Genomic DNA, 23,037 nt, shown 5'->3' with positions numbered 1-23,037 from the left:
GGGTCAGCCCGCACCGGCGGCACGCTAGACCAGCTAACTCCGCCCGATCTTCCGCCAGCCCCAGGAAACCGGGGCCTCGGCGACGCTCTGCCGCTTCATCAGCTCGACTCCGACCCGGAAGTGGCGCACTGCGCGGTTCGGTTCGGCGATCCGGTCGAGCAGCAGCGTCAGCGCCACGGCCGCCATCTCCGACACCGGCTGACGCACCGTCGTCAGTTCCGGCTCGACGATCGAGGCCCAGGGGATATCGTCGAAACCGACCACCGAGAGCTCGGCCGGCACTGCGATGCCGAGCTGGCGTGCCGCGCGCAGCACACCGATAGCGATCAGGTCGTTGCCGCACATCACCGCACTGACATCGCGCCGCTGCAAGGCGGCGAGGATCGGTTCGGGCAGATCGATGGCGAACGGCGCCTTCTCCTCCCACACTGCATTGGCCTCTCCTTCGAGCGCATCGATGAAGCCGAGGCGCCGATCGTCCTTGCTCGGCAGCACGCTCGCCGCCGTCAGCATGCCGATCCGGCGATGCCCCATTTCCACCAGGTGCCGCCCCAGCAGCTGGCCGCCCTCATAGTCCTTGGTGGTGACGTTATCGACGTTGAGGCTGGGCGTGCCGATGATCACGATGGGGACCGAGTAGTCCGAGCTCATCACCTCGTCCGGCCCGGCCGTCTGGCACCAGACGATGCCCTCGACGCCATGCTGCTCGAGGTGCCTGATGCCCTGCACTTCCTCGTCGACATGCCCCGACGTGTCGATCAGCACCACCGTATAGCCGGCCTGCCGCGCGGCGCGCTCAAAACTCTGCGCCAGCGCCGGGTAGTAGGGGTTGTTGAGGTCGGGAACCACGAGGCCGAGCGTCATGCTCTTGCCGGTGCGCACTGCCTGGGCCGAACGGTTGGGCCGGTAGCCGAGGCGCTGCGCTGTTTCGCGAACACGCGCGCGGACTTCCTCGCCGATCGTACCGCCGCCATTGAGCGCATAGGACACGGCTGCGATGGAGACATTGGCCTCCCGCGCCACGTCGCGGATCGTCGCAGGTTTCTTCATTGTTGGCGGGCGCCCCATTTCCTGCCCCCGCAGTCCTAGAGTCGTTCGCCGGCCTTGTCGAACAGGAAAAGCCGGTCGGCCTCGAGCGAAAACCGCAACGCCTCGCCCGGCCGCAACCCGCTCAGCCGCCGCTGTTCGATGGTCACCGGCGCGCCGCCTTCGGCACTGGCATAGACATAGGAGACGCTGCCCAGCTGTTCGACCACCTGCACCGTGCCCGCGAAGCTGCCATCCGGCGATAGCTCGGTATGTTCCGGACGAAAGCCGAGCGCCACCTCGTCGCCGGGCTTCGCACCGTCGCGGCGGAGCGGCACGTTCAGGCTGACGCTGCCCAGCGTCGGTGCGCTCACCGTCGCCTTGCCGTCGGTGACCGACGAGATGCTTGCCGGAATGAAGTTCATCTTGGGCGAGCCGATGAAGCCGGCGACGAACAGGTTGTCGGGGTTCTCGTAGAGGTCGATCGGCCGCCCGACCTGCTCGATCCGGCCGGCGCGCAGCACGACGATCTTGTCGGCGAGCGTCATCGCTTCGACCTGGTCATGCGTCACATAGATCATCGTGGCGCCCAGCCGCTGATGCAGCGCGGCAATCTCGAGCCGCATCTGTACGCGCAGTTCGGCATCGAGGTTGGAGAGCGGCTCGTCGAACAGGAAGATTTTTGGGCTCTTGACGATGGCCCGACCGATGGCGACGCGCTGGCGCTGGCCGCCGCTGAGCGCCTTGGGCTTGCGCTTCAGATAGGGCTCGAGCTGCAGCACCTTCGCAGCCGCCAGCACCCGCTGCTGGCGTTCGGCCTTGGGTACATGCGCGATCTTGAGGCCGAAGCCGATATTGTCCTCGACGCTCATGTGCGGGTAGAGCGCGTAGGACTGGAACACCATGGCGACGCCACGTTCGAGCGGCAGCATGCCGGTGACATCGCGTCCATCGATGGCGATGCTGCCGGTAGTGACGTTCTCGAGGCCGGCGAGCATGCGCAACAGGGTCGACTTGCCGCAGCCGGAGGGGCCGACAAACACCACGAACTCACCGTGATCGACGTCGAGATCGACCGACTTGATGATTTCGGCTTCACCGAAACTCTTGCGAACGGAACGGAGCGTCAGGCCAGCCATGCGTCAGCCTCCGATCCGGCGGACGCTGAGGCCGAGCGCCGGCACCGTTCCGCCTTCGATGAGGAAGCCGGCGCCACCCGAGCCATACGAGGTGTCGCTGGCCGCGACGATAGCCTTGCCGCCGATGCTGAGGCTGATCCTGTCCCCCACGGCGCTGACCTCGAACAGCTGCCGGCTGTTCGGGATGAAGTCGAACGGTACCGAGGCGAGGATGTCGAGCGCGCTGTCGCGGCGGCGCACGATCGATGCCTTGCCGTCATGCACCACCCCGGCATAGTAGCGCCGGTGCCCTCGGGCGCGGACCACCAGCCCTGCCATCTCATGCAGTTCGATGACCAGCTCGGAGGCGATGGCATAGTCGGTCCAGTCGCGCGTGCCGAAGGTGATGACGCCATTGCTGTCGGGATGCGACAGGGTGAAGGTGTTGTAGATGTCGGTCGCCCAGTGCTTGGCCGATGAGACGAACTGCTTGGTCCAGAACGTCGTGGTGTCCCAGGGGGTGAGCCGCGGCGTCAGCTCTTTGGAGGTCCCGAACGTCAGGTGCTCCGGAGCGCCGCTCCAGTCGAGCGAGAGGATGGCGATCCGGCCGGAGAGCCGGTGCGTCGCCGCGAGCTCGAGGCCCAGCCGGTGGATCGGTCGCCCTCCCGTGTCGGGGACCTTGAAGCTGACCGCGTTGTCGCCCTGGTTGATGTCGAACCACGCGCCGTCGAGCCGGGCCAATTGGTCGGTCTCGTCGAAGAAATGGATGAAGAAGCGCGCCGCCGGGTTGACCGCATCGAGCCCGCGAATGCTGCCGGTGACGGTCTGGGTGGCGTAGAGCGTCGGGCTGGCGATCACCTCGAAGTACGAGGTGTCCGATACGCCGCGCGGCTTGGGGTCGATGAAGGTCGGGACCGACACCGCGCCGGTCACCCCGGCGGCCAGCCCTTCGAAGCTGAGCTCCAGCCCATTGGCGTCGCTCGAGCTGTTGAGGTTGCCGACGCGGGTGATCGCCTGCCGGCCCTGGTGCAGCGGGCAGCGGGCAAAGCCCTGCACCGAGCCCGGAAACTCGAAGGCGAAGCGGATCACCGGCGCGGTGTAGCTGTCGCCCTTGAGCTGCGCGGCGCTGCGCAGCACCCGGCGGGTCTCGATCACCGCATCGGTGACGCACTCGCCGCCGTCGGCGCCGACCACATACATCAGGTCCGCCACCGGCCCGCGGAAGTCGGGGCCGGTCTCGAGGCCTGCGAGCCCGAGACGGATGCCGTTGAGGGCGCCGAGATTGCCGGCATTGCAGTCGGTGTCCCAGCCCGAGGAGACCGCGATCTTCAACCCCTTCTGGAAGTCGTCGCCGCCCAGGATGAACGAGGCGATGAGCAGCGCATGGTTGGGCACCATCGGGCAGTTCCCCGGATAGCGCTCATAGCCGTGGTTGGCGCCCAGCCAGTGGCGCACCGCCCGCCAGTCGTCGCCGGCCCGGGCGCATTGCTCGCGCACATCGGCGATCACGCCGTTCAGCTCGTTGCTGTTCGAGTATCTGAGGCCGAGATCGAGCAGCTTGTCGATATCGGTCTCGTCATAGGCCGCCGCCTGCATGGCGGCGAAGAGGCACGCCGCCTCGAGCGCCACGCCGTCATGGCTCACCGAGCCCGCCGCCCGCGCCATCGCGGCGGCCCGATCGGGATCGGACGGGTTCACCATCGACCAGGTATCGATGAAGATCTCGGCGCCGATCTGCTCGGCCATGCCCTTGCCATTCATGGCGATCGAGCCGCTGGCGGGAGCGGCGATACCGTGCTTGAGGCGCAGGTAAGCGGTGTGTTCGGTCGACCGGCCGAGGCCACCCCACCACAGCACCGTCTTGTCCTCGACGATGTAGTTGAGCCAGGTATCGCCGATCGCCTTGGCGGAGATATCGGCGGGAAAGCCGTTATCCTCGAGCGCCCGGTAGAACAGGAACGTGCCGGAAATATCGTCGTCGGGCACGATCAGCGGCCAGTTGACCCGGTGGTTCACGTAGTCTTCGACTTCGCCGAAGGTGTCGCGAATGGCCTCATAGGTCCAGCCTTCGACGGCGCGCCCCAGATAGACGCCGATCAGCTTGCCGAGCACGCCGGCATAGGTCTTCTCGGCAACCGAGGTCAGCTGGGTGGGGGAGACACGGACGTTCATGGACTATCCTTTGACGGCGCCGGAGGTCATGCCGGAGATGAAGAAGCGCTGCAGCAGCAGGAAGAAGACGACGATCGGCGCCACGAGGATAAAGGCGCCGGCCATCAGCGCCCCCTGGTCGGTGGCGTAGGTGCCGTTCATCGACAGGTAGCCCAGCGTCATCGTGATGTTCGAGCGCCCCTTCTGGAACGTCGAGGTGATCAGGAACTCGTTCCAGGAGTTGAGGAACACGATGATCGCGACGGTGATCAGGCCCGGGCGCATCAGCGGCAGGATGACATGGAGGAACGTCTGCAGCGGGTTGGCCCCATCCATGAAGGCCGCGTCGTCGACATCCTGCGGGATCGAGATGACGTAGGCGCGCAACAGGAAGATCGTGATCGGCAGGTTGATGGCGGCGAGGATCAGCGCGGTGGCGGCGAAGTTCCCGACGATCCCGAGCTTGGCGTAGACGAAATACAGCGGGAACAGGAACAGCTGGATCGGCACCGTCGTCGCGCACAGAAAGTAGATGGTGATCAACTGCCAGCCGGGGATCTTGCGGCGCGCCAGGGCGAAGGCGGCGAGCGAGGCGAAGGCGAGGGTGATCAGCGTCGTGGTGCCGCTCAACAGCAGCGAGTTGACGATGCCGATCGAGAACTTTCCGCCGTTCCAGGCCCGGGCGAAGTTGTCGAGGCTGAGGCTCTCGGGCAGGCTCAGCGGGTTGGCGACGATTGCCGTGTGCGGCTTGAAGGCATTGAGCGCCACGAGGCCGAGTGGCAGCAGCGCGACCAGCACCGCGCCCCACAGGAAGAGGTTGGCGAGGGTGCGGGAGAGGGGAGAAGCGCCGGTCTGCATCTCAGGCCTCGAGGCTGGCGCGGCTCATCCGCACATAGACGATCGATGCGATGAGCCCGAAGAAACTCATCACCAAAGCCACCGCGGCGGCCTTGCCGACCTGGAAGCTGGTGAAGGCGAACTTGTAGGCATAGGTGGAGAGCATCTCGGTGGCGCGTGCCGGCCCGCCCTGGGTGATCAGGTAGATGTAATCGAAGGTGAGGAACGAGAAGATCGTCACCAGCACCAGCATCAGCCCCAGGGTCGGCAGGATGTTGGGCAGCGTTACATTCCAGAACACCTGCCAGCCATTGGCGCCTTCGAGGAACGCCGCCTCGAGCTGCTCTTCCGGCGTTTGCCGCATGGCGGCGAAGAACACCACGGTGAGATAGCCCCAGAAATGCCAGATATCGACACCGGCCACCGCGTAGAGCGCGGTCGACGGCTCGGTCAGCGGGCTCGACAGCGGGACGAAGTTCTTCGAGACAAAACCCAGCAGACCCGAAACCGGCGACAGAATGATGTTCTGCCAGATCACCGCGTTGGCGACCGGCGCCAGCACATAGGGCAAGAGGAAGATCACCTGGTACACCGCCCCCGATTTCCGCCGGCTCAGCAGCAGCGACGCGGCGACGAGGGCGATAGCCATCGGGATGGTCAGGAAGATCAGCGCCCACTGGATGTTATTGGTGATCGCCTGCCAGAACACGTTATCGGCGGCCAGGGCCTCGAAGTTGGCGAGCCCGACGAAAGCCGGCGCCGAGACGCCATCCCAGCGCGAGAACGACGCCCCGAAGGTCAGCAGGGCCGGCAGCAGCACGATGGCCACGCTCAGCAGCAGCGCCGGCGTGACGAACAGCACGTGATAAGCTCTCTGCGACAACGGCTTCAACGTCCGCAACCCTCCATTGCCGACTAGTGAAACGTTTAATGTTCGGATGTCAAGTGAGCCTGCGCGGTCATACTCCTCCGAATGATCAGGCTAGAACAGCTCGAAATAGCCCAATGCGTCGCCGATCGCCTCTTCCTCGTAGCCGAGGTGGCTGAGCAGCACCCGCTCGAGCGCACGGTAGAGCTCGAGCGTGTCGGTGAAGCGGCTCGGGCCTGGGTCGGCGGCGAGTTCGCCGAGCCTGTCGATCAGCCGCACCAGCAGCTCGTGCACCACCACATGCTCGGCCCGCAGCCGGTCGGCGATCGCCTTGAAGCCGGCGCCCTGCGCGGCAATGGCGGGGAAGATCGCCTCGTCCTCGATCGAATGGTGGACATTGACGATGTTGCAGTGCTGGCCGCAGAGGTTGCCGAAGCGCCGGTAGTTGGCGACCATGGCGAGGCCGGCCGCCTCGTCCGTCGCGGCCTTGGCGCCGACCTCACCCGCGGCGGCACGATCGATCAGTACCGCCAGCGTCTTCATGTTGTCGCGGAGGTGATCGTGCACTTCCCTGAGGTGCAGTCCAGGCGCGCGCTGCGCCTCGGTCAGGCCTTCGAGCCTGATGGGTGCAGGCCGGGTGGCGTCGTCGAGAAATCCGATATCGAGCAGCATGGCCGTGAGATGGGACGCCCAGTGGGTCCCGTCAACAAGGCACCTCGGAGTGACTAGAGCGTTTCACGGACGAGCCGCACCACCCGCGGTGTCATCCCCGCGACGGCCCGCGCGCTAAGCTAGGGTCGTGCCCCACGCGCGGGGTGGGGTGCTGGGTCCGCGAGCCGAGGCTCTGGACGTCCCCCTAACTCGGTGCCATCCCACACGAAAGCGGGGAACTCCGTTTGCGATCGTGCAGCGGGCACGAAAACAGAGGTTCCCGTTTTCGCGGGAATGACCCGGTGGGTGGGGCGTGACCCTAACTTAGCGCCTATGCGCTTTCGCGGGGATGACACCGAGTTGGGGGGGCCTGCAGAGAAACGCTCTAAAGCACCTTACCCGGGTTGAGGATCCCGTTGGGGTCGAGCGCTGCCTTGATCGCCTGCATCATCTCGAGCGCCACCGGGTCCTTCACCTGGCGCAGCAGCGCGGACTTCAGCTGCCCGATGCCATGCTCGGCCGAGACCGAGCCGCCGAGCTTCCGCACCACCTCATAGACCGCCGCATTGGCGCCGGCCTCACGCGCCATGAAGGCCTTGGGGTCGGCGCCGGCGGGCTGGCTGAAGTTGAAGTGGATATTGCCGTCACCCATGTGACCGAACGGGCAGGGCCGCACGCCGGGAATGGCGCGCTCCACCGCAGCGCTGCCTTCGGCGATCAGCTGCGGCACCGCGCCGATCGGTACCGAAACATCGTGCTTGATCGAAGCGCCTTCCTTCGATTGCACCTCGCTCATCTGCTCGCGTGCCGCCCACATCAGCGTGCGATCGGCTTCGGACTCGGCGACCACCGCATCGGCAACGAGGCCGCTGGCGAGCGCCTCCTCCAGCGCCGCCTGCAGCGCGCCGGACGCGCCGCCCTTCATGCGGTTCACTTCGGCCAGCACGTACCAGGGCGACGGGCTGGCGGTGGGGTCACGCGGCAACAGGCCGTAGTTCAGCTGCAGGTCGATGCCGAACCGGTTCATCAGCTCGAACGCGGTGAGCCGCGAGCCGGCCCGTTCGCGCAACAGGTAGAAGAGCTGCAGCGCCACAGCAGGGTCGGCGACATTGATCAGCGCCGTTTCCTGCGCCTCGGGGATCGGGAACAGTTTTACCGTCGCCGCGGTGATGAAGCCGAGCGTGCCTTCGGCCCCGACCAGGAGGTCCTTGAGGTCGTAGCCGGTATTGTCCTTCTTCAGCGCATTGAGCCCGTGGTAGAGCCGGCCATCGGCCAGCACCGCCTCGACCCCCAGCGTCAGCTCGCGCGCATTGCCATAGGCCAGCACCTGCACGCCGCCGGCATTGGAGCTCAAGACGCCGCCGATGCGGGCCGAGCCCTGCGACGCCAGCCAGAGCGGGAAAATCGTCCCCGCGGCTTCCGCCACCTTGTGCGCCTCTTCAAGGATCAGCCCGGCCTCCACCGTCATGTGCCCGGCCGCGGCATTGACCTCGCGCACCCGGTTGATGCGGGAAAGGTTGACGATCACCTCGGTGCCGCTGAGCGGCACCTGGCCGCCGACCAGCCCGGTATTGCCGCTTTGCGGCACCAGCGGCACCCGGTGCTGGTTGGCCCAGCGGCAGATCGCCTGCAGCGCCGCGACGCTCCCCGGCAGCGCCACCGCCACGGCCGGCACATGGAAGCGCTTCCGCGGCTCAGTCAGGTAGCTCTTCATCTCCAGGGGATCGGCGAGCAGCGCGCCGCCATCGCCGACCAGCGGCTTCAGGGCGCGGACGATGTCTTTCGATGTGAGCGTGGTCATGGCGGGGGAAGATAGCCCCGGGCCGGCTTGGCGCAAGGGCGAACTTGCCCGCTATCGGTCGCTATGCGACAAGCGGCGCCAACGAGACAATGAAGACGGAGCACGACGATGGCGCAGGGGCTGATGGCCGGCAAAAAGGGCCTGATCATGGGCGTGGCGAATAATCGCTCGATTGCCTGGGGCATCGCCAAGGCCCTCGCCGACCAGGGCGCCGAGATCGCCTTCTCCTACCAGGGCGAGGCGCTGAAGAAGCGCGTCGAGCCGCTCGCCGCCGAGATCGGCGTCACCACGCTGGTCGAGTGCGACGTGTCGAACGATGCGGCGATGGACGAGACCTTCCGCGTCCTCAAGGAGAAGTGGGGGACGATGGATTTCCTCGTTCACGCCATCGGTTTCTCCAACAAGGAAGAGCTCGAGGGCCGCTACATCAACACCAGCGCCGAGAACTTCGCGCTGACCATGAACATCTCGGTCTATTCGTTCACCGCCGTCGCCAAGCGCGCCGAGGCGATGCTGAACCCCGGCAGTTCGCTGCTGACGCTGACCTATTACGGCGCCGAGAAATACGTGCCGAACTACAATGTCATGGGCGTCGCCAAGGCGGCGCTCGAGGCTTCGGTGCGCTACCTGGCGCATGACCTCGGACCGCAGAACATCCGCGTCAACGCCATCTCAGCCGGCGCCATCAAGACCCTGGCGGCTTCCGGCATTTCCGGCCTCCGCACCATGCTGCACTTCCAGGAGAAGGCAGCGCCGCTGAAGCGCAACGTCACCCAGGAAGAGGTCGGCTCGGCCGCGCTGTACCTGCTCAGCGATCTCGCCTCCGGCGTCACCGGCCAGGTGCAGTATGTCGATTGCGGTTTCAACATCATCGGCATGCATGTCGACGACGAAGCCGCTGCGCCCACCGCCTGATCTATCCCGGGGCTGCCGCAAGGCGGCCCCTGTTGTTTCCGAGCGTCGATATGTCCATCACCTGGCCTGAACTCTATTTCATCCGTCACGGCGAAACCGACTGGAACGCCGAAGGGCGCTACCAGGGGTCCAAGGACATCCCGCTCAACGATATCGGCCGCGGCCAGGCCGATCTCAACGGCAGGCTGCTGGTGCAGATCCTCGAGCGGGCTGGCCGCAGCCCGGCCGATTTCACCTGGCACGCCTCGCCGCTCGGCCGCACCCGTGAAACCATGCAGCGCGTCCGCTCGGCCTTTTCCGTGCCGCTGCCCGAGGTGGTCTTCGATCGGCGGCTGGTCGAGGTATCGTTCGGCATCTACGAGGGCCGGCTGCACACCGAACTGAGCTCGGGCGAAATGGCGATTGCCGGCGAGCGCGATGCCAGTTTCTGGGATTTCCGCCCGCCATCGGGCGAGAGCTATGAGGATGTAGCGCAGCGCATCCGGAGCTTTGCCGCCGACACCCTCAAAGGGCCGGCGATCATCGTGGCGCATGGCGGCATCCTGAGGATTCTCCGTCGCCTGATCGAGGATTTTCCGGCCGAGCGCACGGTGAACTGGTTCCCGCCGCAGGATTCGGTGGTGCATTTCATCGAGGGCAAAAGCGTCGTCTATCCGGCCGGTCACAGCTGGGACGACTGAGGGGGAGGAGCCTGGAGGCCATGTTGAAGAGCACCGCGTTTGCCACCGTGCTGCATGACCCCGACGCCCTGCTGGCGGAGCCGCTCATGGCTGCGGCGCCGGGGCTGGCCGAGACCTTCTCCGGGCTGGCCGTCAGCCTCACCGAGGCCACTCATCCAAGGATCGAAGAGCTGATGCGCGACCGGCTCGGCGCGCGCGTCGGCCGGCATCCGACCGGTGAGGCGTTCATCGGTCAGGGCCGCCGGCACGGCGTGGCGCTGGCGCTCGATTCGGGCACCGATCGGGTCATCTACGCCGATCCCGATCACATGCTGCGTTGGTTGACGGCGTACCCCGACGAACTGCAGTCGGTACTGGCGACGCAGCCCGAGGTCGGATTTCTCATCGTCGGGCGGTCGGCGCGAGCTTTCGCCGATGTGCCGCGGCGCCTCCAGGAAACCGAGGCGCCGATCAACCAGGCCTATGAACTGATCACCGGCCGGCAGGCCGACCTGCTGTCCGCGGTGCGGCGCATGGATCGCGCCGCGGCACGCGATATCGTCGCCAACTCCAGCGTCGACAGTTTCGGCAACGACGTCGAATGGCCATTGCTGGCCGAACGGCTCGGCCACCATGTCGGCTATGTCGAGGCGGATGGGCTCACCTACCGCACCATCGAACAGTATGGCGCTACCGCCGACAGTTATGACGCCGAACCGCTGCAATGGATCCGGCGCATCGAGATGGCCGCCGTGCAGGCGACGGCGATGCGCCCATATCTGCGGTCGGCGGATTGAAGGACCTGCGCGCCGGAAGATCTGAGGCGATTGAAAGTCCGGAGCGGATGGCATATGTCTTGGCATATGCCAAAGGAGGCGCCGGTGACACAGCAGCGCCAGCTTCGTACCGCCAGCATTTTCCGCAACGGTCGCAATCAGGCCGTGCGTATCCCGGTCGAGTTTGAGTTGCCGGGCGACGAGGTGACCATCGAGCAGGACGGAGATGCATTGATCATTCGCCCGCGAACGGCGCCAGCCAAGACTTTCGCAGAGCTGCTCGGCTCGTGGGAGGCCTTCCCCGAGTTCCCGGATGTCGATGACAGTTCGCTGCCGCCTGACATTCCCCGCATTCCGCTCGAATGACCCGGATTTGGATGTTGGACACAAATATCGTGTCCCACATAATCCGTGCTCCGAGTGGCGCAGTCGGTAAGCGACTGCTGTCGGTCTCGGCCGGCGAATGTTGCCTTAGCATCATTACCCTCGCCGAGTTGAGGTTCGGGGCCGCCAAGGTAAATTCCGAGCGACTGCGGCGCCAGATCGACGGATTCGTCGCATTGGCCCCTGCCGTTCCTTTCGAACCGCCCGCCGACGTAACTTACGCTGAAATCCGCACTCATCTTGAGGCTCGCGGCACGCCGATCGGTCCGCATGACCTCTTCATTGCAGCCCACGCCCTCACGCTCGACCTCGTCCTGGTGACTGCCAATGTTGGTGAGTTCTCGCGGGTGCCGGGACTAAAGGTCGAGAACTGGCTCGATTGACCGTCTCGCTGCGTGCCCCTAGAACCGCCGCAGTCCTCGGGGCATTCTCATGAGCTTCAATACCTTCGGTCACCTGTTCCGTTTCACCACCTGGGGCGAAAGCCATGGGCCGGCGCTGGGCGTGGTGGTCGATGGCTGCCCGCCGGGGCTGCCGATTTCGGCTGAGGTGATCCAGCGCGATCTCGATCGGCGGAAGCCCGGCCAGTCGCGCTTCACCACGCAGCGGCGCGAGGATGACCAGGTGCGCATCCTCTCCGGCGCCTTCGAGGACGAGCGCGACGGGCAGCTGAAGACCACCGGCACGCCGATCTCGCTGATGATCGAGAACACCGACCAGCGCTCGAAAGACTATTCCGAGATCAAGGACAAATACCGTCCCGGCCACGCCGATTTCACCTACCACCAGAAATACGGCATCCGCGACTATAAGGGCTCGGGCCGCGCCTCGGCGCGCGAGACCGCGGCGCGTGTCGCGGCTGGCGCCGTGGCCCGGCTGGTGATCCCCAACGTCACGGTGCGGGCCAGCCTCGTGCAGATCGGCCCGCACAAGATCGACTATGCGCGCTTCGTCTGGGCCGAGGTCGACAACAACCCGTTCTTCTGCGCCGACCCGGTCGCCGCCAAGGAGTGGGAAGTCTATCTCGATGGCATCCGCAAGGCCGGCAACTCGGTCGGTGCGGTGATCGAGGTGGTGGCCGAAGGCGTGCCGGCCGGCTGGGGCGCCCCGATTTACGGCAAGCTCAGCGCCGACCTCGCTTCGGCGATGATGTCGATCAACGCGGTGAAAGGCGTCGAGATCGGTGAGGGCATGGATTCGGCCGAACTTACCGGCACCGAGAATGCCGACGAGATGCGCGCCGGCAATGCCGGGCCGTATTTCAAGTCGAACCACGCCGGCGGTATTCTCGGCGGCATCTCCAATGGCGACCCCATCGTCTGCCGTTTCGCGGTCAAGCCGACCTCGTCGATCATCACGCCGCGCGAGACGGTGACCACCCATAACGAGAACACCGAGGTCATCACCAAGGGCCGGCACGATCCCTGTGTCGGCATCCGCGCCGTGCCGATCGGCGAAGCCATGATGGCCGTGGTGCTGGCCGACCATTTCCTGCGCCATCGGGGTCAGACCGGTCGTGAAGGCGGCATCGGCTACTGAGCCCGTCGGGACTAGCTGGCAGGGTGCCGCGGGCCGACCCTTAGAATCGAGAAAATTGTCGGCCCGGAACACGCGCTAGTGCGCATTGACCGCCTCGGCGGCAAGGCGCTTGCTGTGAGCATAGGCCGTAAACCATTGCTCTTACTGAAGTATTTCTACGGGTAAGCGCGAGATGACTAAGCGGTCGCACTGACACAGCTGAGGGGCATCCGATGTTCGAGTCCTGCCGCGCTTACGTCATGGCCGCCAATCTGCGCGATAGTCTGGCCCTGGAAACCGTGGCCCATCAGCTCGGCTTCGGCGAGGTGGTCTGCGGCCTCGGCAGCCCCGCACATGCCGGCCGCTCGGGGGTTTCTTCCTCGATTACCGGATGCGGGACGAGGATCTGGTCGACACCATCGCGGCCATCCGTGCGGAGCGAACCTCGCGGCTTTGCTACTCGCCGATCATTCTGTTCACCGCCGACCGGGCGGCCGGGACCGTGGTGCGCTATGTCCGCTTCGGTTTCGACGACGTCATCAGCCTGCCGGCGCGGCGCGACGAGCTGGCCGAGCGGCTGGCCGATCAATTGCACGAGCAGGTCTATATCGAGACCAAGGATTACCTCGGCCCTGACCGGCGCCGACTCGACCGCGGCGCGGAACTGCGGCTCGGCATCTCGCCGCACACCAGGTTGGTGCTCGAACGCGATCCACGGCGCGGCGTCAGGGTGCTGGATCGCGAGGTCCGCGGCCACCGCTTCAAGGCGCGGGCGGCGCCGCATACGCATTTCATGGCCAAGCTGTTTGGACAGCACGCTGTTTAGGTAAATGTCATCCCGGCGAACGGATCCATCTCTCGACCGGCGCTGAAGGCCCCGTCCCTTCTCCCCTGAGGGGAGAAGGTGGCGCGAAGCGCCGGATGAGGGGTGAAGCGGTGCAGCGAGTGCTCTTTGAGACGCTGAACCCCTCATCCTAGTTCCGCTACGGACCTGCGGTCCTAGCTGCACTACCCTCTCCCCTCAGGGGAGAGGGGCGCGAGGTCCCGGCCGGTGCACAACGCCTTCCCGGCGGCGGAAGCCGGCGACCGTTTCTCGATTGCCATCGCCGCCGGCGATCGGCGAAGCGACGGTGAAGCGGCGCTCCCAGCCAGCATCGATAAAGTGCGCGATGACCCGCTCGACCGCCATGGCGATCGCGGTTTCGTCGCTGACAATGCCACCCTTGCCGATGTTCGGGCGACCGACCTCGAATTGCGGCTTGATCAGGATCACCGCCTCGGCAAGCGGTGCGGCGAGTGCCAGTGCCGGGTCGATCACCTTGAGGATCGAAACGAAGCTGACATCGGAAACGATCAGCCCGATCGGCTCCGGGATCAGCGCGGGCACCAGGTCGCGGCCGTTGACTCCTTCGAGCGACACGACCCGCGGGTTGGCCTTGATCCGCTCGTGCAGCTGGTCATGCCCGACATCGACGGCGTAGACCTTCGCCGCCCCGCGCTCCAGCAGCACCTGGGTGAAGCCGCCGGTCGAGGCGCCGAGATCGAGGCAGATGCGTCCGGTCGGCTCGATCCCGCCGGCCTCGAGGCCGGCCACCAGCTTCAGCGCAGCGCGTGACACATAGCGCGCCGCGGGGTCGTCGAGAGCGATGTTGTCCTCCGCCGCGACCTGCTGGTTGGGCTTCGTGGCGACGACGCCATTGACCGTCACTGTGCCACGCAGGATCGCGTCGCGCGCCCGAGCCCGGCTGGGCAACAGCCCCCGAGCCTCGAGCGCCTGGTCGAGCCGGATGCGATCGCTCACGAGGCGATGAGCTTCTTGATCTTGGCGACGGCGGCTTCCTTGCCCTCGCCATAGGCGATGGTGCCTTCGAAATTGCCGTCCTTGTTGAGCAGGAACACCGAGGCGGTGTGGTTGACCAGGTAGAAGCCATCCGCATCGGGTTCGGTGGTTTCGGACGCTGCGCCGAAGGCGGCCTTGACGGCGGTGGTCTGGTCGTCGGAGCCGACGAGCCCGATGGTGCCGGGGAACGAACTCAGATAGTCGGCCAGCACCTCTTTGGTGTCGCGCTTGGGGTCGACCGTGACGAAGATGGTGCGGAGCTGCTCGCCGCCGAGGCCAAGCTCCTCTTTCCACGCCGTCGATTCCGCCAGCGTGGTCGGGCAGACGTCGGGGCAGTGCGTGTAGCCGAAGAACACCAGGCTAGGCGTGCCCTTGAGGCTCGCCTCGGTGAAGGCGCCGCCAAGCGTCGATTCCATGGTGAACGGCTTGCCGGTCACTCCGAGCGGCGCCGAAGGCGGCCGGAAGATGAACAGCGCGGTGGCGCCGAGCGCCGCCACGACGACCAGCGTCCAGAGGATGATGCGGAAGCGCGCCAGCGCCGGTGAAGAAATGTCGGCCATGGGGTCCTGCCCAGATGAGTTGGCGCCTTATAGCGCCAGCCGACGGCACTTGGCGCGTGTCATTGTCGCGCACTCACCGAGGCGTGAAAGCCTATTGCGGGTCGAGCGGCTCGGTGCCGGTGGGCTGGCCGTTGCGCAGGGTGATCTTTTCGATTCGCATCTCGGCCTGCTTCAGCAGTGCCTCGCAATGCGCCTTCAACGCTTCGCCGCGCTCGTAGATGGCGATCGACTCGGCCAGCGGCGCCTGGCCGCTCTCGAGCTTGCCGACAATGCCCTCGAGTTCGCGCAGCGCCGCCTCGAAGCTCATCAGCTTGATGTCGTCGGCGGTGGCGGGGGAATCGGACATGGCAGTTCCTTCGATGAGGTCTGTTGCTAGCTTGTGGCCATCAACATTTCAACATGCGCGGCCGCCCCGGTGGCGAGCCCGTGCCGGTCGTAGCCGCCCTCCAGCATCGAAACCAGCCGTCCCTCGCACAGCCGCTCGGCCACGTCCACCAGCCGTTCGGTGACCCAGGCAAAATCCTCGGGTTGCCAGTTGAGCCCGGCGAGCGGGTCGCGATAGTCCGCGTCGAACCCGGCCGAGACCAGAAGAAAGTCCGGCCGGAACGCTTCGAGCGCCGGCAGGATCCGGTCGGTATAGGCGGCACGCATCTCGGCCCCGCCGCTGCCGGCCGCGAGCGCGGCGTTGCAGATATTGCCGACGCCGACAAAGCTCGGCGCCCCGGTGCCAGGATAGAGCGGCATCTGGTGGCTCGAGGCGTAGAACACCGTCGGGTCGGCCTTGAAAATGTCCTCGGTGCCGTTGCCGTGATGCACGTCGAAATCGACGATCGCCACCCGCTCGGCCCCAAACTTGCGCTGTGCCTCGCGCGCCACCACGGCAATCGAGTTGATCAGGCAAAACCCCATCGGCCGATCGATCTCGGCGTGGTGGCCGGGCGGACGGACGGCGCAGAAGGCGTTGCGTACCTCGCCCAGCGCCACCGCTTCGAGCGCTGCGAGCCCGCCGCCGAGCGCCGTCGACGCGGCTTCGAGCGAGCGCGACGAGATGAAGGTGTCCTCGTCGATCTGGCCGATCCCTTCCGCCGGCCGGGCCCGGGTCAGGATGCTGAGGTAATTGGCGTCGTGCACCAGCTCGGCCAGCGTCAGGTCGCCCGACGGCGCCTCGCGGCGGACCAGCCGCGCGAACCGGTCGGCGCTCAGCGCCTCCTCGACCGCCCGGATGCGATCGGGCCGTTCCGGATGACCGGTGGGGGTGGCGTGGCTTTCGAAATTGGGCTGGGAGACGAGAAGAGTGGCCATGGGCTCGGGAACTGTCGCTGCGCCAATAGCTTGACGTTGTGCTCACCAGCTTGTCAAACCTCGCGCCATGGCCAGCGCCGTTCATTCTCATTCTGATCTGCCCGAGCTCGCGGCGCGATTGCGCGCCGGCGAGCTCGTCGCCTTCCCCACCGAGACGGTCTATGGGCTCGGCGCCGACGCGACCAACTCCGATGCGGTGCTGAAAATCTATGAGACCAAGGGGCGGCCGCGTTTCAACCCGCTGATCGTCCATGTCGCCGATCTGGCCATGGCGGAGCGCTTCGTCAGCTTCAGCCCGATGGCCCGAAAGCTCGCGGCGTTCTGGCCCGGCCCGCTCACCCTGGTACTGCCGAAGCGCCCGGAGGCCGGGCTTTCCGACCTGGTCACCGCGGGGCTCGACACTGTCGGCATCCGCATCCCGAACCATCCGCTGGCGCTCGAGCTGATCCGCGCTGCCGGCCGGCCGCTGGCCGCACCCTCGGCCAACCGTTCCGGCAAATTGTCGCCGACCACCGCCGCGCAGGTCGAGCGCTCGTTCGGCGGGTTGGTGCCGGTGCTTGAAGGCGGCGCCTCGCAGGCCGGGGTGGAGTCGACCATTCTGGCGGTGGAGGGCGAACTGGTGACGCAGCTGCGCGCGGGCGCCCTGCCGCGCGACGAGATCGAGGCGGCGATTGGCCAGCCGGTAGCGGCGGCCAAACACGATGCAGCAATCGCCGCGCCCGGCATGCTGGCGAGCCACTATGCGCCGAACGCCACCCTGCGCCTTGATGCCGAGCGGGCGGAGGCAGGGGAGACCTGGCTCGGCTTCGGACCCGGCCCTGACGGCGCCAACCTGTCGCCGAGCGGCGACCTGCGCGAGGCCGCCCGCAACCTGTTCGCCATGCTGCACCAGCTCGACGAGGGCGCCACCCGCATCGCCGTAGCGCCAATCCCGCGCAGGGGCCTCGGCGAAGCGATCAATGATCGGTTGAGACGCGCCGCGGCGCCGCGCCCGCAATCGTGATCGGGCGTCAGCTAAGTGCTGTTATCATACCAACTAAGTGTTAATGCCTATCTGGGCGGAATGCGGCCATGTTCCGCGCTGCCGCCTCACCGTCCGCCCGTGCACAGATCGGCCTTGCCGAGTTGGTGAGTGCACTGAGCCATGCGCTCGACATTACCGAGGGCCAGCCGGTCGGGCACGGCGTGCGCTGCTGCTGGATTGGTATGCAAATGGGCCAGGCGCTTGGTTTCGACGAGCCGGCGCTGGGCGATCTCTACTATGCGCTGCTGCTCAAGGATGTCGGCTGCAGTTCGAATGCGGCGCGCATCTGTCAGCTCTATCTGGCCGACGATCTGAGTTTCAAGCACGGCTTCAAGCAGGTGGATTCGGCCTTGCCGCAGATCCTGCGCTTTGTTTTCGCCCATACCGGCCTGAAGGCTGGGCTAGCCGCTCGTTTCCGTTCCATTGTCCATATCGCCATGCATGGCGGCGAGATCGCCCGTGAACTGATCGAAACCCGCTGCACGCGCGGCGCCGAGATCGCGCGCCAGATGCGCTTCTCCGAGGCGGTGGCCGGGGCCATCCTTGATCTCGATGAACACTGGAACGGCAACGGCAAGCCACTGGGGCGGATCGGCAACGACATCTCGCCGCTCGCCCGCATCGCGCTGCTGGCGCAGGTGGTCGACGTGTTCTTCATGAGCTCGGGGCCCGAGGCAGCGATCGGCGAGGTAGAGCGCCGGACCGGCGCCTGGTTTGACCCTGCCTGTGCTGCGGCATTTCTCGACATCGCTCGTGACGCACAGTTCTGGACCACTCTCGCGGCGCCCGATCTCGAGCAACGGGTGATCGCCCTCGAGCCGCAGCAGCGCTCGATCCTGGTCGATGACGACTATCTCGACGATATCGCCGCCGCGTTCGCCAAAGTGGTCGACGCCAAAAGCCCCTATACCAGCGGTCACAGTGACCGGGTGGCGCTGTTCGCCGATCTGATTGCCGAGCAGTTCGGCTTTTCCGACGAACGCCGGCGCTGGCTGAAGCGTGCGGCTCTGCTGCACGATATTGGCAAGCTGGGGGTCTCGAACCAGATCCTCGACAAACCTGGTAAGCCCGACCCCGATGAATGGGCGGCGATCCGCCAGCACCCGGCGCTCGGCGAAACCATCCTCGGGCGCATCAGCGCCTTGGCTGAGCTGGCCCGCGTCGCCGGTGCCCATCACGAGCGGCTCGATGGCAAGGGTTATCCACGCGGCCTCGATGCGGTCGCGATCGACCTCGAAACCCGCGTCGTCACCACCGCGGACGTGTTCGACGCGTTGACCGCCGAACGCCCGTATCGTGCCGCCATGTCGGTGTCCCAGGCCTTCGCTATCATGGATGCCGACGCCGGCACGGCGATCGACCCCAGCTGCCTCGCGGCGCTCAAGCGTGCCATGCTGGAAGTCGAAGCCGCGGCGGCCTAGCGCCCTAACCTTAGTTGTCCCGCACCTTGTAGGGCTTCTGGTCGCGCCAGAAGCGCATCAGGCTTTCGAGATCGGGGTCGCCCTGTTCGGGCAGCACCACGCGTAGCGTCGCATAGAGGTCGCCGGCGCCGTGCAGGCCCTTGCCCTTGAGCCGCAGCGCCTTTGCGGTGTTCACCGAGGGCGGCAGGTTCAGTTCGGCCGAACCGTCGAGAGTGGGGACCCGCACCTTGCCGCCCAGCACCGCCTCATAGAGCGTGATCGGCACATCGACGCGCAGGTCCGCGCCGTCGCGGCGGAACTGCTTGTGCCGTTCGAACTTCACCGTGACGATGGCATCGCCCGGCGCGCCACCCATCGGCGATGGGTGGCCCTGGCCCTTGAGCCGGATCTGCTGGCCTTCCTCGACCTTGTCCGGAAGCTTGACGTTCAGCACCTTGCCGGTCGGCATGCGCAGCGGCACGCTGCCGGCGACATGCGCCTCTTCCAGCGTCACCGTGACGGTAGCGTTGATGTCTTCGCCACCCATGCCGGTGGTGCGGCCGCCCTGGAAGCCGCCGCTCGAGGCGCCGGTGAACGGATCCCAGCTCTGGCTGCCGCCGGCGCCGCGGGTCGGCCCACGCTGTTGCCCGCCGAAGCCCGACATGAATTCCTTGAGGATGTCCTCGGCCGAAAAGCCCCCCGCACCGGCGCCGGCGCCAGGACGTGCACCGCCGCCCGCACCGCGGCTGAAGCCGGCAAAACGCGGATTGCCGTCGGCGTCGATCTCGCCGCGGTCGTAGCTGGCGCGTTTGTCCTTGTCGGACAAAAAGTCATACGCCGACGAGACCTCGGCGAACTTCGCGTGGGCCTTCGGGTCGTCCTGGTTCTGGTCGGGGTGATGCGCCTTGGCGAGCTTGCGATAGGCGGACTTGAGGTCTTTCTCGGTGACGGACCTCGGCACCCCGAGCACGGTATACGGGTCGCGCATGGGTTCCTTCAATTCGGGGCGGGTTGGGATTTGCTTTCGCGGCCCGCGCCATCCTATATGGCCATGCGTTCCGGGCTTGTCCAGACTGGCGCGTCACGAGGGTAAAACCATGCCGGCAACGACACTTACCGAGCGGCTGTTCGACGATTCCGATACTGCCCCGATCGACCCCTGCTCGCTGTTCGAGGAGTGGTTCGCCGCGGCGCAGGAAAGTGAGCCGAACGACCCGCACGCCATGGCTTTGGCCAGCGTCGATGCCGACGGCCTGCCGGATGTCCGCATGGTGCTGCTCAACCAGCGCGACGCGCGCGGCTTCTGCTTTTTCACCAATTTCGACAGCGACAAGGGCCGCGAGCTGCTGGCGCACCCGAAGGCCGCTTTCGTCATGCACTGGAAGACGCTGCGCCGGCAGATCCGGGTGCGTGGCCCGGTGGAAGTGGTGGCCGACAAGGAAGCCGACGCCTACTTCGCGACGCGCGCCCGGGTCAGCCAGATCGGCGCCCATGCGTCCAAGCAGTCGCGGCCGCTGGCCAACCGCTATACCCTCCTGGAGCGGGTCGAGACCCTGCAGAAGAGCTTCCGCGAAGACGAGCCGGTGAATCGTCCCGCCTACTGGTCGGGCTTCCGGGTCATCCCGCAAGTGATGGAATTCTGGAAGGACGGCGCCAACCGCCTGCACGACCGGGTCCGCTTCACCCGCACCCTGCCCGACGGCCCGTGGAGCCGGCAGCGCCTCTACCCGTAAATATTGAACGCCGGCAACTGCTTGACGCTTGCCAATAACGTCATTGTCATCGCAACATGCCATTGCTTTGGGGGAGCGGTGGCGTGGCCAGTATTACAACAATGTTTGGTGACGCGCGGATCAGTCGCGTCCCGGTCAAGTTCAGCGGCACGCGCGCCGAGCTGTTCTGGCGGCTGGTGCGCGGCTACCTGCTGATGTTCCCGACCCTCGGCCTCTATCGCTTCTGGGTCACCACCATGAAGCGCCAGTTCTATTGGCACCACACCAGCATCGATGGCGACGCACTCGAATACAGCGGCACGCCGTTGCAACTGCTGATCGGCTTTCTGATCGCGCTGGCGGTCTTCCTGCCGCTCTATATCGTCTTCTTCTACCTCTCGACCCAGGTGGGGACCGTGGTGGTAGTCGGCTATGGCATCGTCGCCGCCTTGTTCTGGTTTCTCTTCGGCTATGCCAGCTATCGGGGGCGGGATTTCCGGTTGTCCCGCACCCTGTGGCGCGGCATCCGCTTCGGCCAGGAGGGCAATGCCTGGGCCTACGCGACGCGGCAGTTTCTGTGGTCGCTGTTGGTCGTCGCCACCCTCGGGCTCGCCTACCCGTTTATGTCGGCTGACCTCTGGCGCTACCGCTACTCCAATACCTGGTACGGTGATCGCCAGTTCAGCTTCACCGGCAGCTGGCGCACCATTGCCGGCCCGTTCTACCGCGCCTATGCGTTGTTCGCGATCCTGGTCGGCGCCGCCGTTGGCGTCGGACTCGTCAGCCAGGGGGCGATGGCGCTGGTCCCGCTGCTGATGCTCGTCCTCGGCTTCGGCGGTTTCTTCTACTATCGCGCCCGCGAGAGCAACCTGATGTTCTCCGAGGTGCATCTGGGTGCAGCGCGCCTGCGCGTCGAGATCAAGGCGCGGCCTCGGCTTCCAGACCTGTGGCGGCAGGTTCGATCCCGGAAGCGCGGCCATCGACCGCTTCGCCGCCGAGGTGATGGCAGGAACTGGCTCGCCTTTCACCCCCAAGGTGACGGTGGTCCGCTTGCCGCTGACCAACGCTTTCGCCTTGCCCGGCGGCCAGGTGTACTATTTCTCCGGCCTGCTTGAGCGGACCGAGACGGCCGATGAGTTCGCCGGGGTCCTCGCCCACGAGCTTGGCCATGTCGTGCACCGGCACGGCATGGAAATGCTCATTGAGAGCTCGGCCACCGGCCTCCTGGTCGGCTTCGTGCTTGGCGACATGACCAACCTGTCGGTAGCCGCCGCAGCCGGCGCGACGCTGATCGACAGCCGCTTCTCGCGCGAGGCGGAGCATGAGGCCGACGCCTTTGCCGGCGCCGCCGGCAACCGCCTCGGCTTTTCGCCGCTGGCGCTGGCGACCCTGCTCGAGCGCATCGCCGCAGACGACACGATGAGCCGTACGCTGGCTTTGCTCAACACCCACCCCTTGACCGACGAGCGGCGCGCTGCGCTCGAAGCGCTCGAGGTTGCGCCCGCCGCCACCCTTCCGGCCTTCTCAGAGGCCGAATGGCAGGCGATCAAGACGATGTGCTAGGCCGCGGCCCTCAACAACTTTCTTCCACCAGGCTTTGCACGAAGCGCCGCGCCGTGGTTATCCCTTAGCTCTGTTGCAGTACCGGCCGGCACGATGCGCATTCTGATCCGCACCTCGAAATGGGCAATCTGGGCCCGGCGCTTCGGCAGCCTGGCGCTGCCGCTGACCATCATCCCGATACTGCTGCACCGCGAGCAGCTGATCACCAGTTCCGATTTCGCCGTCATCGAGGCGGTGGCAGCGGGCGTGGCGGCACTGGCCGTGTTCCTGGCGCTCGGCGCTTTCGGCCGGCTGTGGATGACCGGCGACCAGGGCTGGAGCAAGGCCGGCTGGGGCCTGTTCTTCGGCATCGTCTGCCTCCTGCCTTTCGCCTATCTCGGCTACGAGGCGATGCGCTACCCGATGGTCAACGAGGTGACGACCGACATCGCCGATCCGCTGCCGCTGGTCACCCCGGTGCGCGTGGCTCCGACCAGCGCGCCGCTGCGTGCCGAGATCGCCGCCACCTTCCCCAACGTCCAGGCCCGCAGCTATCCGGTGGATGCCACCGAGATGTTCACCATCGTCGACGATCTGGTCGAGGCCCGTGGCTGGGACGTGCGCATCCGCCGCGCCCCGCCGACAGCGCTCGATATCGGCGAGATCAACGCCATCGCGGTGACGTTGTTCGGCTGGCGCGACGAGGTGGCGATCCGGGTGACCGGTACGGCACAGGGCTCGGTCATCGACATGCGCTCGGTGCCGCTCGGCGGCTTCCACGATTTCGGCGAGAACGGCAAGCGGATCGAGGAGTTCCTGTTGGCGCTCGACCAGAAGATCACCCTGACGCTGCGCGACGCGCCGCAGGCCGCAACGGCCCCCGAGACCGAGACCCCGCCGCCGCCCGCCGAGGGTGAGCCGGAGGACGACGCCGAGTGATCTAGCCTTGGACC

25 protein-coding genes are annotated in these 23,037 nt (G+C 66.3%); 13 read left to right on the top strand and 12 right to left on the bottom strand.

The genetic code is table 11. The features are described 5' to 3' along the window. Positions 1-33: 33 nt before the first annotated feature. The 7 genes from VW23_RS12190 to VW23_RS12160 all read right to left on the bottom strand — a co-directional run bounded on the left by VW23_RS12190 (position 34) and on the right by VW23_RS12160 (position 8,452). Complete coding sequence (locus VW23_RS12190; RefSeq protein ID WP_176730383.1) at positions 34-1,050, bottom strand: LacI family DNA-binding transcriptional regulator; 1,017 nt, start codon at positions 1,048-1,050, stop codon at positions 34-36. Positions 1,051-1,085: 35 nt separating this feature from the next. Continuing rightward, positions 1,086-2,165, bottom strand: a complete 1,080-nt coding sequence (locus VW23_RS12185) for an ABC transporter ATP-binding protein (RefSeq protein ID WP_069909843.1) — start codon at positions 2,163-2,165, stop codon at positions 1,086-1,088. Positions 2,166-2,168: 3 nt separating this feature from the next. Beyond that, on the bottom strand, positions 2,169-4,316 hold the full coding sequence (locus tag VW23_RS12180; RefSeq protein ID WP_069909842.1) for an ADP-ribosylglycohydrolase family protein: 2,148 nt from the start codon (positions 4,314-4,316) through the stop codon (positions 2,169-2,171). Between the two features lie 3 nt (positions 4,317-4,319). After that, a complete protein-coding gene (locus VW23_RS12175) occupies positions 4,320-5,153 on the bottom strand; it encodes a carbohydrate ABC transporter permease (RefSeq protein ID WP_069909841.1) in 834 nt (277 codons plus the stop codon). Between the two features lies 1 nt (position 5,154). Then, entirely contained in the window at positions 5,155-6,015 is an 861-nt protein-coding gene (locus VW23_RS12170) for a carbohydrate ABC transporter permease (protein ID WP_069909846.1), read from the bottom strand. Between the two features lie 99 nt (positions 6,016-6,114). Continuing rightward, entirely contained in the window at positions 6,115-6,672 is a 558-nt protein-coding gene (locus tag VW23_RS12165; protein WP_069909840.1) for a hemerythrin domain-containing protein, read from the bottom strand. A gap of 364 nt (positions 6,673-7,036) precedes the next feature. Further along, entirely contained in the window at positions 7,037-8,452 is a 1,416-nt protein-coding gene (locus VW23_RS12160; RefSeq protein WP_069909839.1) for an FAD-binding oxidoreductase, read from the bottom strand. Between the two features lie 108 nt (positions 8,453-8,560). Between VW23_RS12160 and VW23_RS12155 the strand changes: the two genes are divergently transcribed. From VW23_RS12155 to VW23_RS12125, 7 genes are all read left to right on the top strand, one after another. Next, a complete protein-coding gene (locus VW23_RS12155) occupies positions 8,561-9,367 on the top strand; it encodes an enoyl-ACP reductase FabI (protein ID WP_069909838.1) in 807 nt (268 codons plus the stop codon). A 50-nt stretch (positions 9,368-9,417) separates the two neighbouring features. After that, the gene (locus tag VW23_RS12150) at positions 9,418-10,047 is read left to right on the top strand and encodes a histidine phosphatase family protein (RefSeq protein WP_069909845.1); all 630 of its coding nucleotides are present in this window, start codon (positions 9,418-9,420) and stop codon (positions 10,045-10,047) included. A 20-nt stretch (positions 10,048-10,067) separates the two neighbouring features. Further along, positions 10,068-10,823: a hypothetical protein gene (locus tag VW23_RS12145; RefSeq protein WP_069909837.1), complete on the top strand. Its 756-nt coding sequence runs from the start codon at positions 10,068-10,070 to the stop codon at positions 10,821-10,823. An 84-nt stretch (positions 10,824-10,907) separates the two neighbouring features. After that, positions 10,908-11,168, top strand: coding sequence for an antitoxin (locus VW23_RS12140; RefSeq protein ID WP_425285206.1), 261 nt, complete (start codon positions 10,908-10,910; stop codon positions 11,166-11,168). After that, positions 11,165-11,569, top strand: a complete 405-nt coding sequence (locus tag VW23_RS12135) for a type II toxin-antitoxin system VapC family toxin (RefSeq protein WP_069909835.1) — start codon at positions 11,165-11,167, stop codon at positions 11,567-11,569. Before VW23_RS12140 ends, VW23_RS12135 begins: the two co-directional genes overlap by 4 nt. Positions 11,570-11,618: 49 nt before the next feature. Beyond that, positions 11,619-12,725, top strand: a complete 1,107-nt coding sequence (aroC, locus tag VW23_RS12130; RefSeq protein ID WP_069909834.1) for a chorismate synthase — start codon at positions 11,619-11,621, stop codon at positions 12,723-12,725. 370 nt (positions 12,726-13,095) lie between these two features. Next, positions 13,096-13,530 (top strand): response regulator, encoded by a 435-nt coding sequence (locus tag VW23_RS12125; protein WP_069909833.1) that lies wholly within the window; start codon positions 13,096-13,098, stop codon positions 13,528-13,530. 195 nt (positions 13,531-13,725) lie between these two features. Here VW23_RS12125 and VW23_RS12120 read toward each other — a convergent pair whose 3' ends face one another. From VW23_RS12120 to VW23_RS12105, 4 genes are all read right to left on the bottom strand, one after another. Further along, positions 13,726-14,505 (bottom strand): TlyA family RNA methyltransferase, encoded by a 780-nt coding sequence (locus VW23_RS12120; RefSeq protein ID WP_069909832.1) that lies wholly within the window; start codon positions 14,503-14,505, stop codon positions 13,726-13,728. Further along, positions 14,502-15,104, bottom strand: a complete 603-nt coding sequence (locus VW23_RS12115; protein ID WP_069909831.1) for an SCO family protein — start codon at positions 15,102-15,104, stop codon at positions 14,502-14,504. The genes VW23_RS12120 and VW23_RS12115 overlap by 4 nt, the downstream gene beginning before the upstream one ends. A gap of 91 nt (positions 15,105-15,195) precedes the next feature. Next, positions 15,196-15,450: an exodeoxyribonuclease VII small subunit gene (locus tag VW23_RS12110; RefSeq protein WP_055873912.1), complete on the bottom strand. Its 255-nt coding sequence runs from the start codon at positions 15,448-15,450 to the stop codon at positions 15,196-15,198. A 26-nt stretch (positions 15,451-15,476) separates the two neighbouring features. Next, positions 15,477-16,406 carry a histone deacetylase family protein gene (locus tag VW23_RS12105; protein WP_069909830.1) on the bottom strand — a complete coding sequence of 310 codons (930 nt, stop codon included), beginning with the start codon at positions 16,404-16,406 and terminating at the stop codon, positions 15,477-15,479. Between the two features lie 67 nt (positions 16,407-16,473). Between VW23_RS12105 and VW23_RS12100 the strand changes: the two genes are divergently transcribed. Then, the gene (locus tag VW23_RS12100) at positions 16,474-17,409 is read left to right on the top strand and encodes an L-threonylcarbamoyladenylate synthase (RefSeq protein WP_069909829.1); all 936 of its coding nucleotides are present in this window, start codon (positions 16,474-16,476) and stop codon (positions 17,407-17,409) included. A gap of 68 nt (positions 17,410-17,477) precedes the next feature. Next, positions 17,478-18,851 (top strand): HD-GYP domain-containing protein, encoded by a 1,374-nt coding sequence (locus VW23_RS12095; RefSeq protein ID WP_069909828.1) that lies wholly within the window; start codon positions 17,478-17,480, stop codon positions 18,849-18,851. Between the two features lie 10 nt (positions 18,852-18,861). Here the strand turns inward: VW23_RS12095 and VW23_RS12090 are convergent, their stop codons facing one another. Then, positions 18,862-19,818, bottom strand: a complete 957-nt coding sequence (locus VW23_RS12090; protein ID WP_069909827.1) for a DnaJ C-terminal domain-containing protein — start codon at positions 19,816-19,818, stop codon at positions 18,862-18,864. Positions 19,819-19,927: 109 nt separating this feature from the next. On the opposite strand from VW23_RS12090, the gene pdxH reads away from it, so the two are divergent. The 4 genes from pdxH to VW23_RS12070 all read left to right on the top strand — a co-directional run bounded on the left by pdxH (position 19,928) and on the right by VW23_RS12070 (position 23,023). Next, entirely contained in the window at positions 19,928-20,563 is a 636-nt protein-coding gene (gene pdxH / locus VW23_RS12085; protein WP_069909826.1) for a pyridoxamine 5'-phosphate oxidase, read from the top strand. An 83-nt stretch (positions 20,564-20,646) separates the two neighbouring features. Beyond that, positions 20,647-21,657 (top strand): YjgN family protein, encoded by a 1,011-nt coding sequence (locus VW23_RS12080; protein ID WP_176730382.1) that lies wholly within the window; start codon positions 20,647-20,649, stop codon positions 21,655-21,657. Continuing rightward, positions 21,545-22,105 (top strand): M48 family metallopeptidase, encoded by a 561-nt coding sequence (locus tag VW23_RS12075; RefSeq protein ID WP_084645998.1) that lies wholly within the window; start codon positions 21,545-21,547, stop codon positions 22,103-22,105. The genes VW23_RS12080 and VW23_RS12075 overlap by 113 nt, the downstream gene beginning before the upstream one ends. 93 nt (positions 22,106-22,198) lie before the next feature. Beyond that, entirely contained in the window at positions 22,199-23,023 is an 825-nt protein-coding gene (locus VW23_RS12070) for a DUF1499 domain-containing protein (RefSeq protein ID WP_069909823.1), read from the top strand. Positions 23,024-23,037 lie beyond the last annotated feature (14 nt).

The organism is Devosia insulae DS-56 (genome assembly GCF_000970465.2).
Lineage (GTDB): Bacteria > Pseudomonadota > Alphaproteobacteria > Rhizobiales > Devosiaceae > Devosia_A > Devosia_A insulae.
The sequence above is the reverse complement of the archived record's forward strand: the minus strand, read 5'-3'. Positions and strand labels throughout refer to the sequence as shown.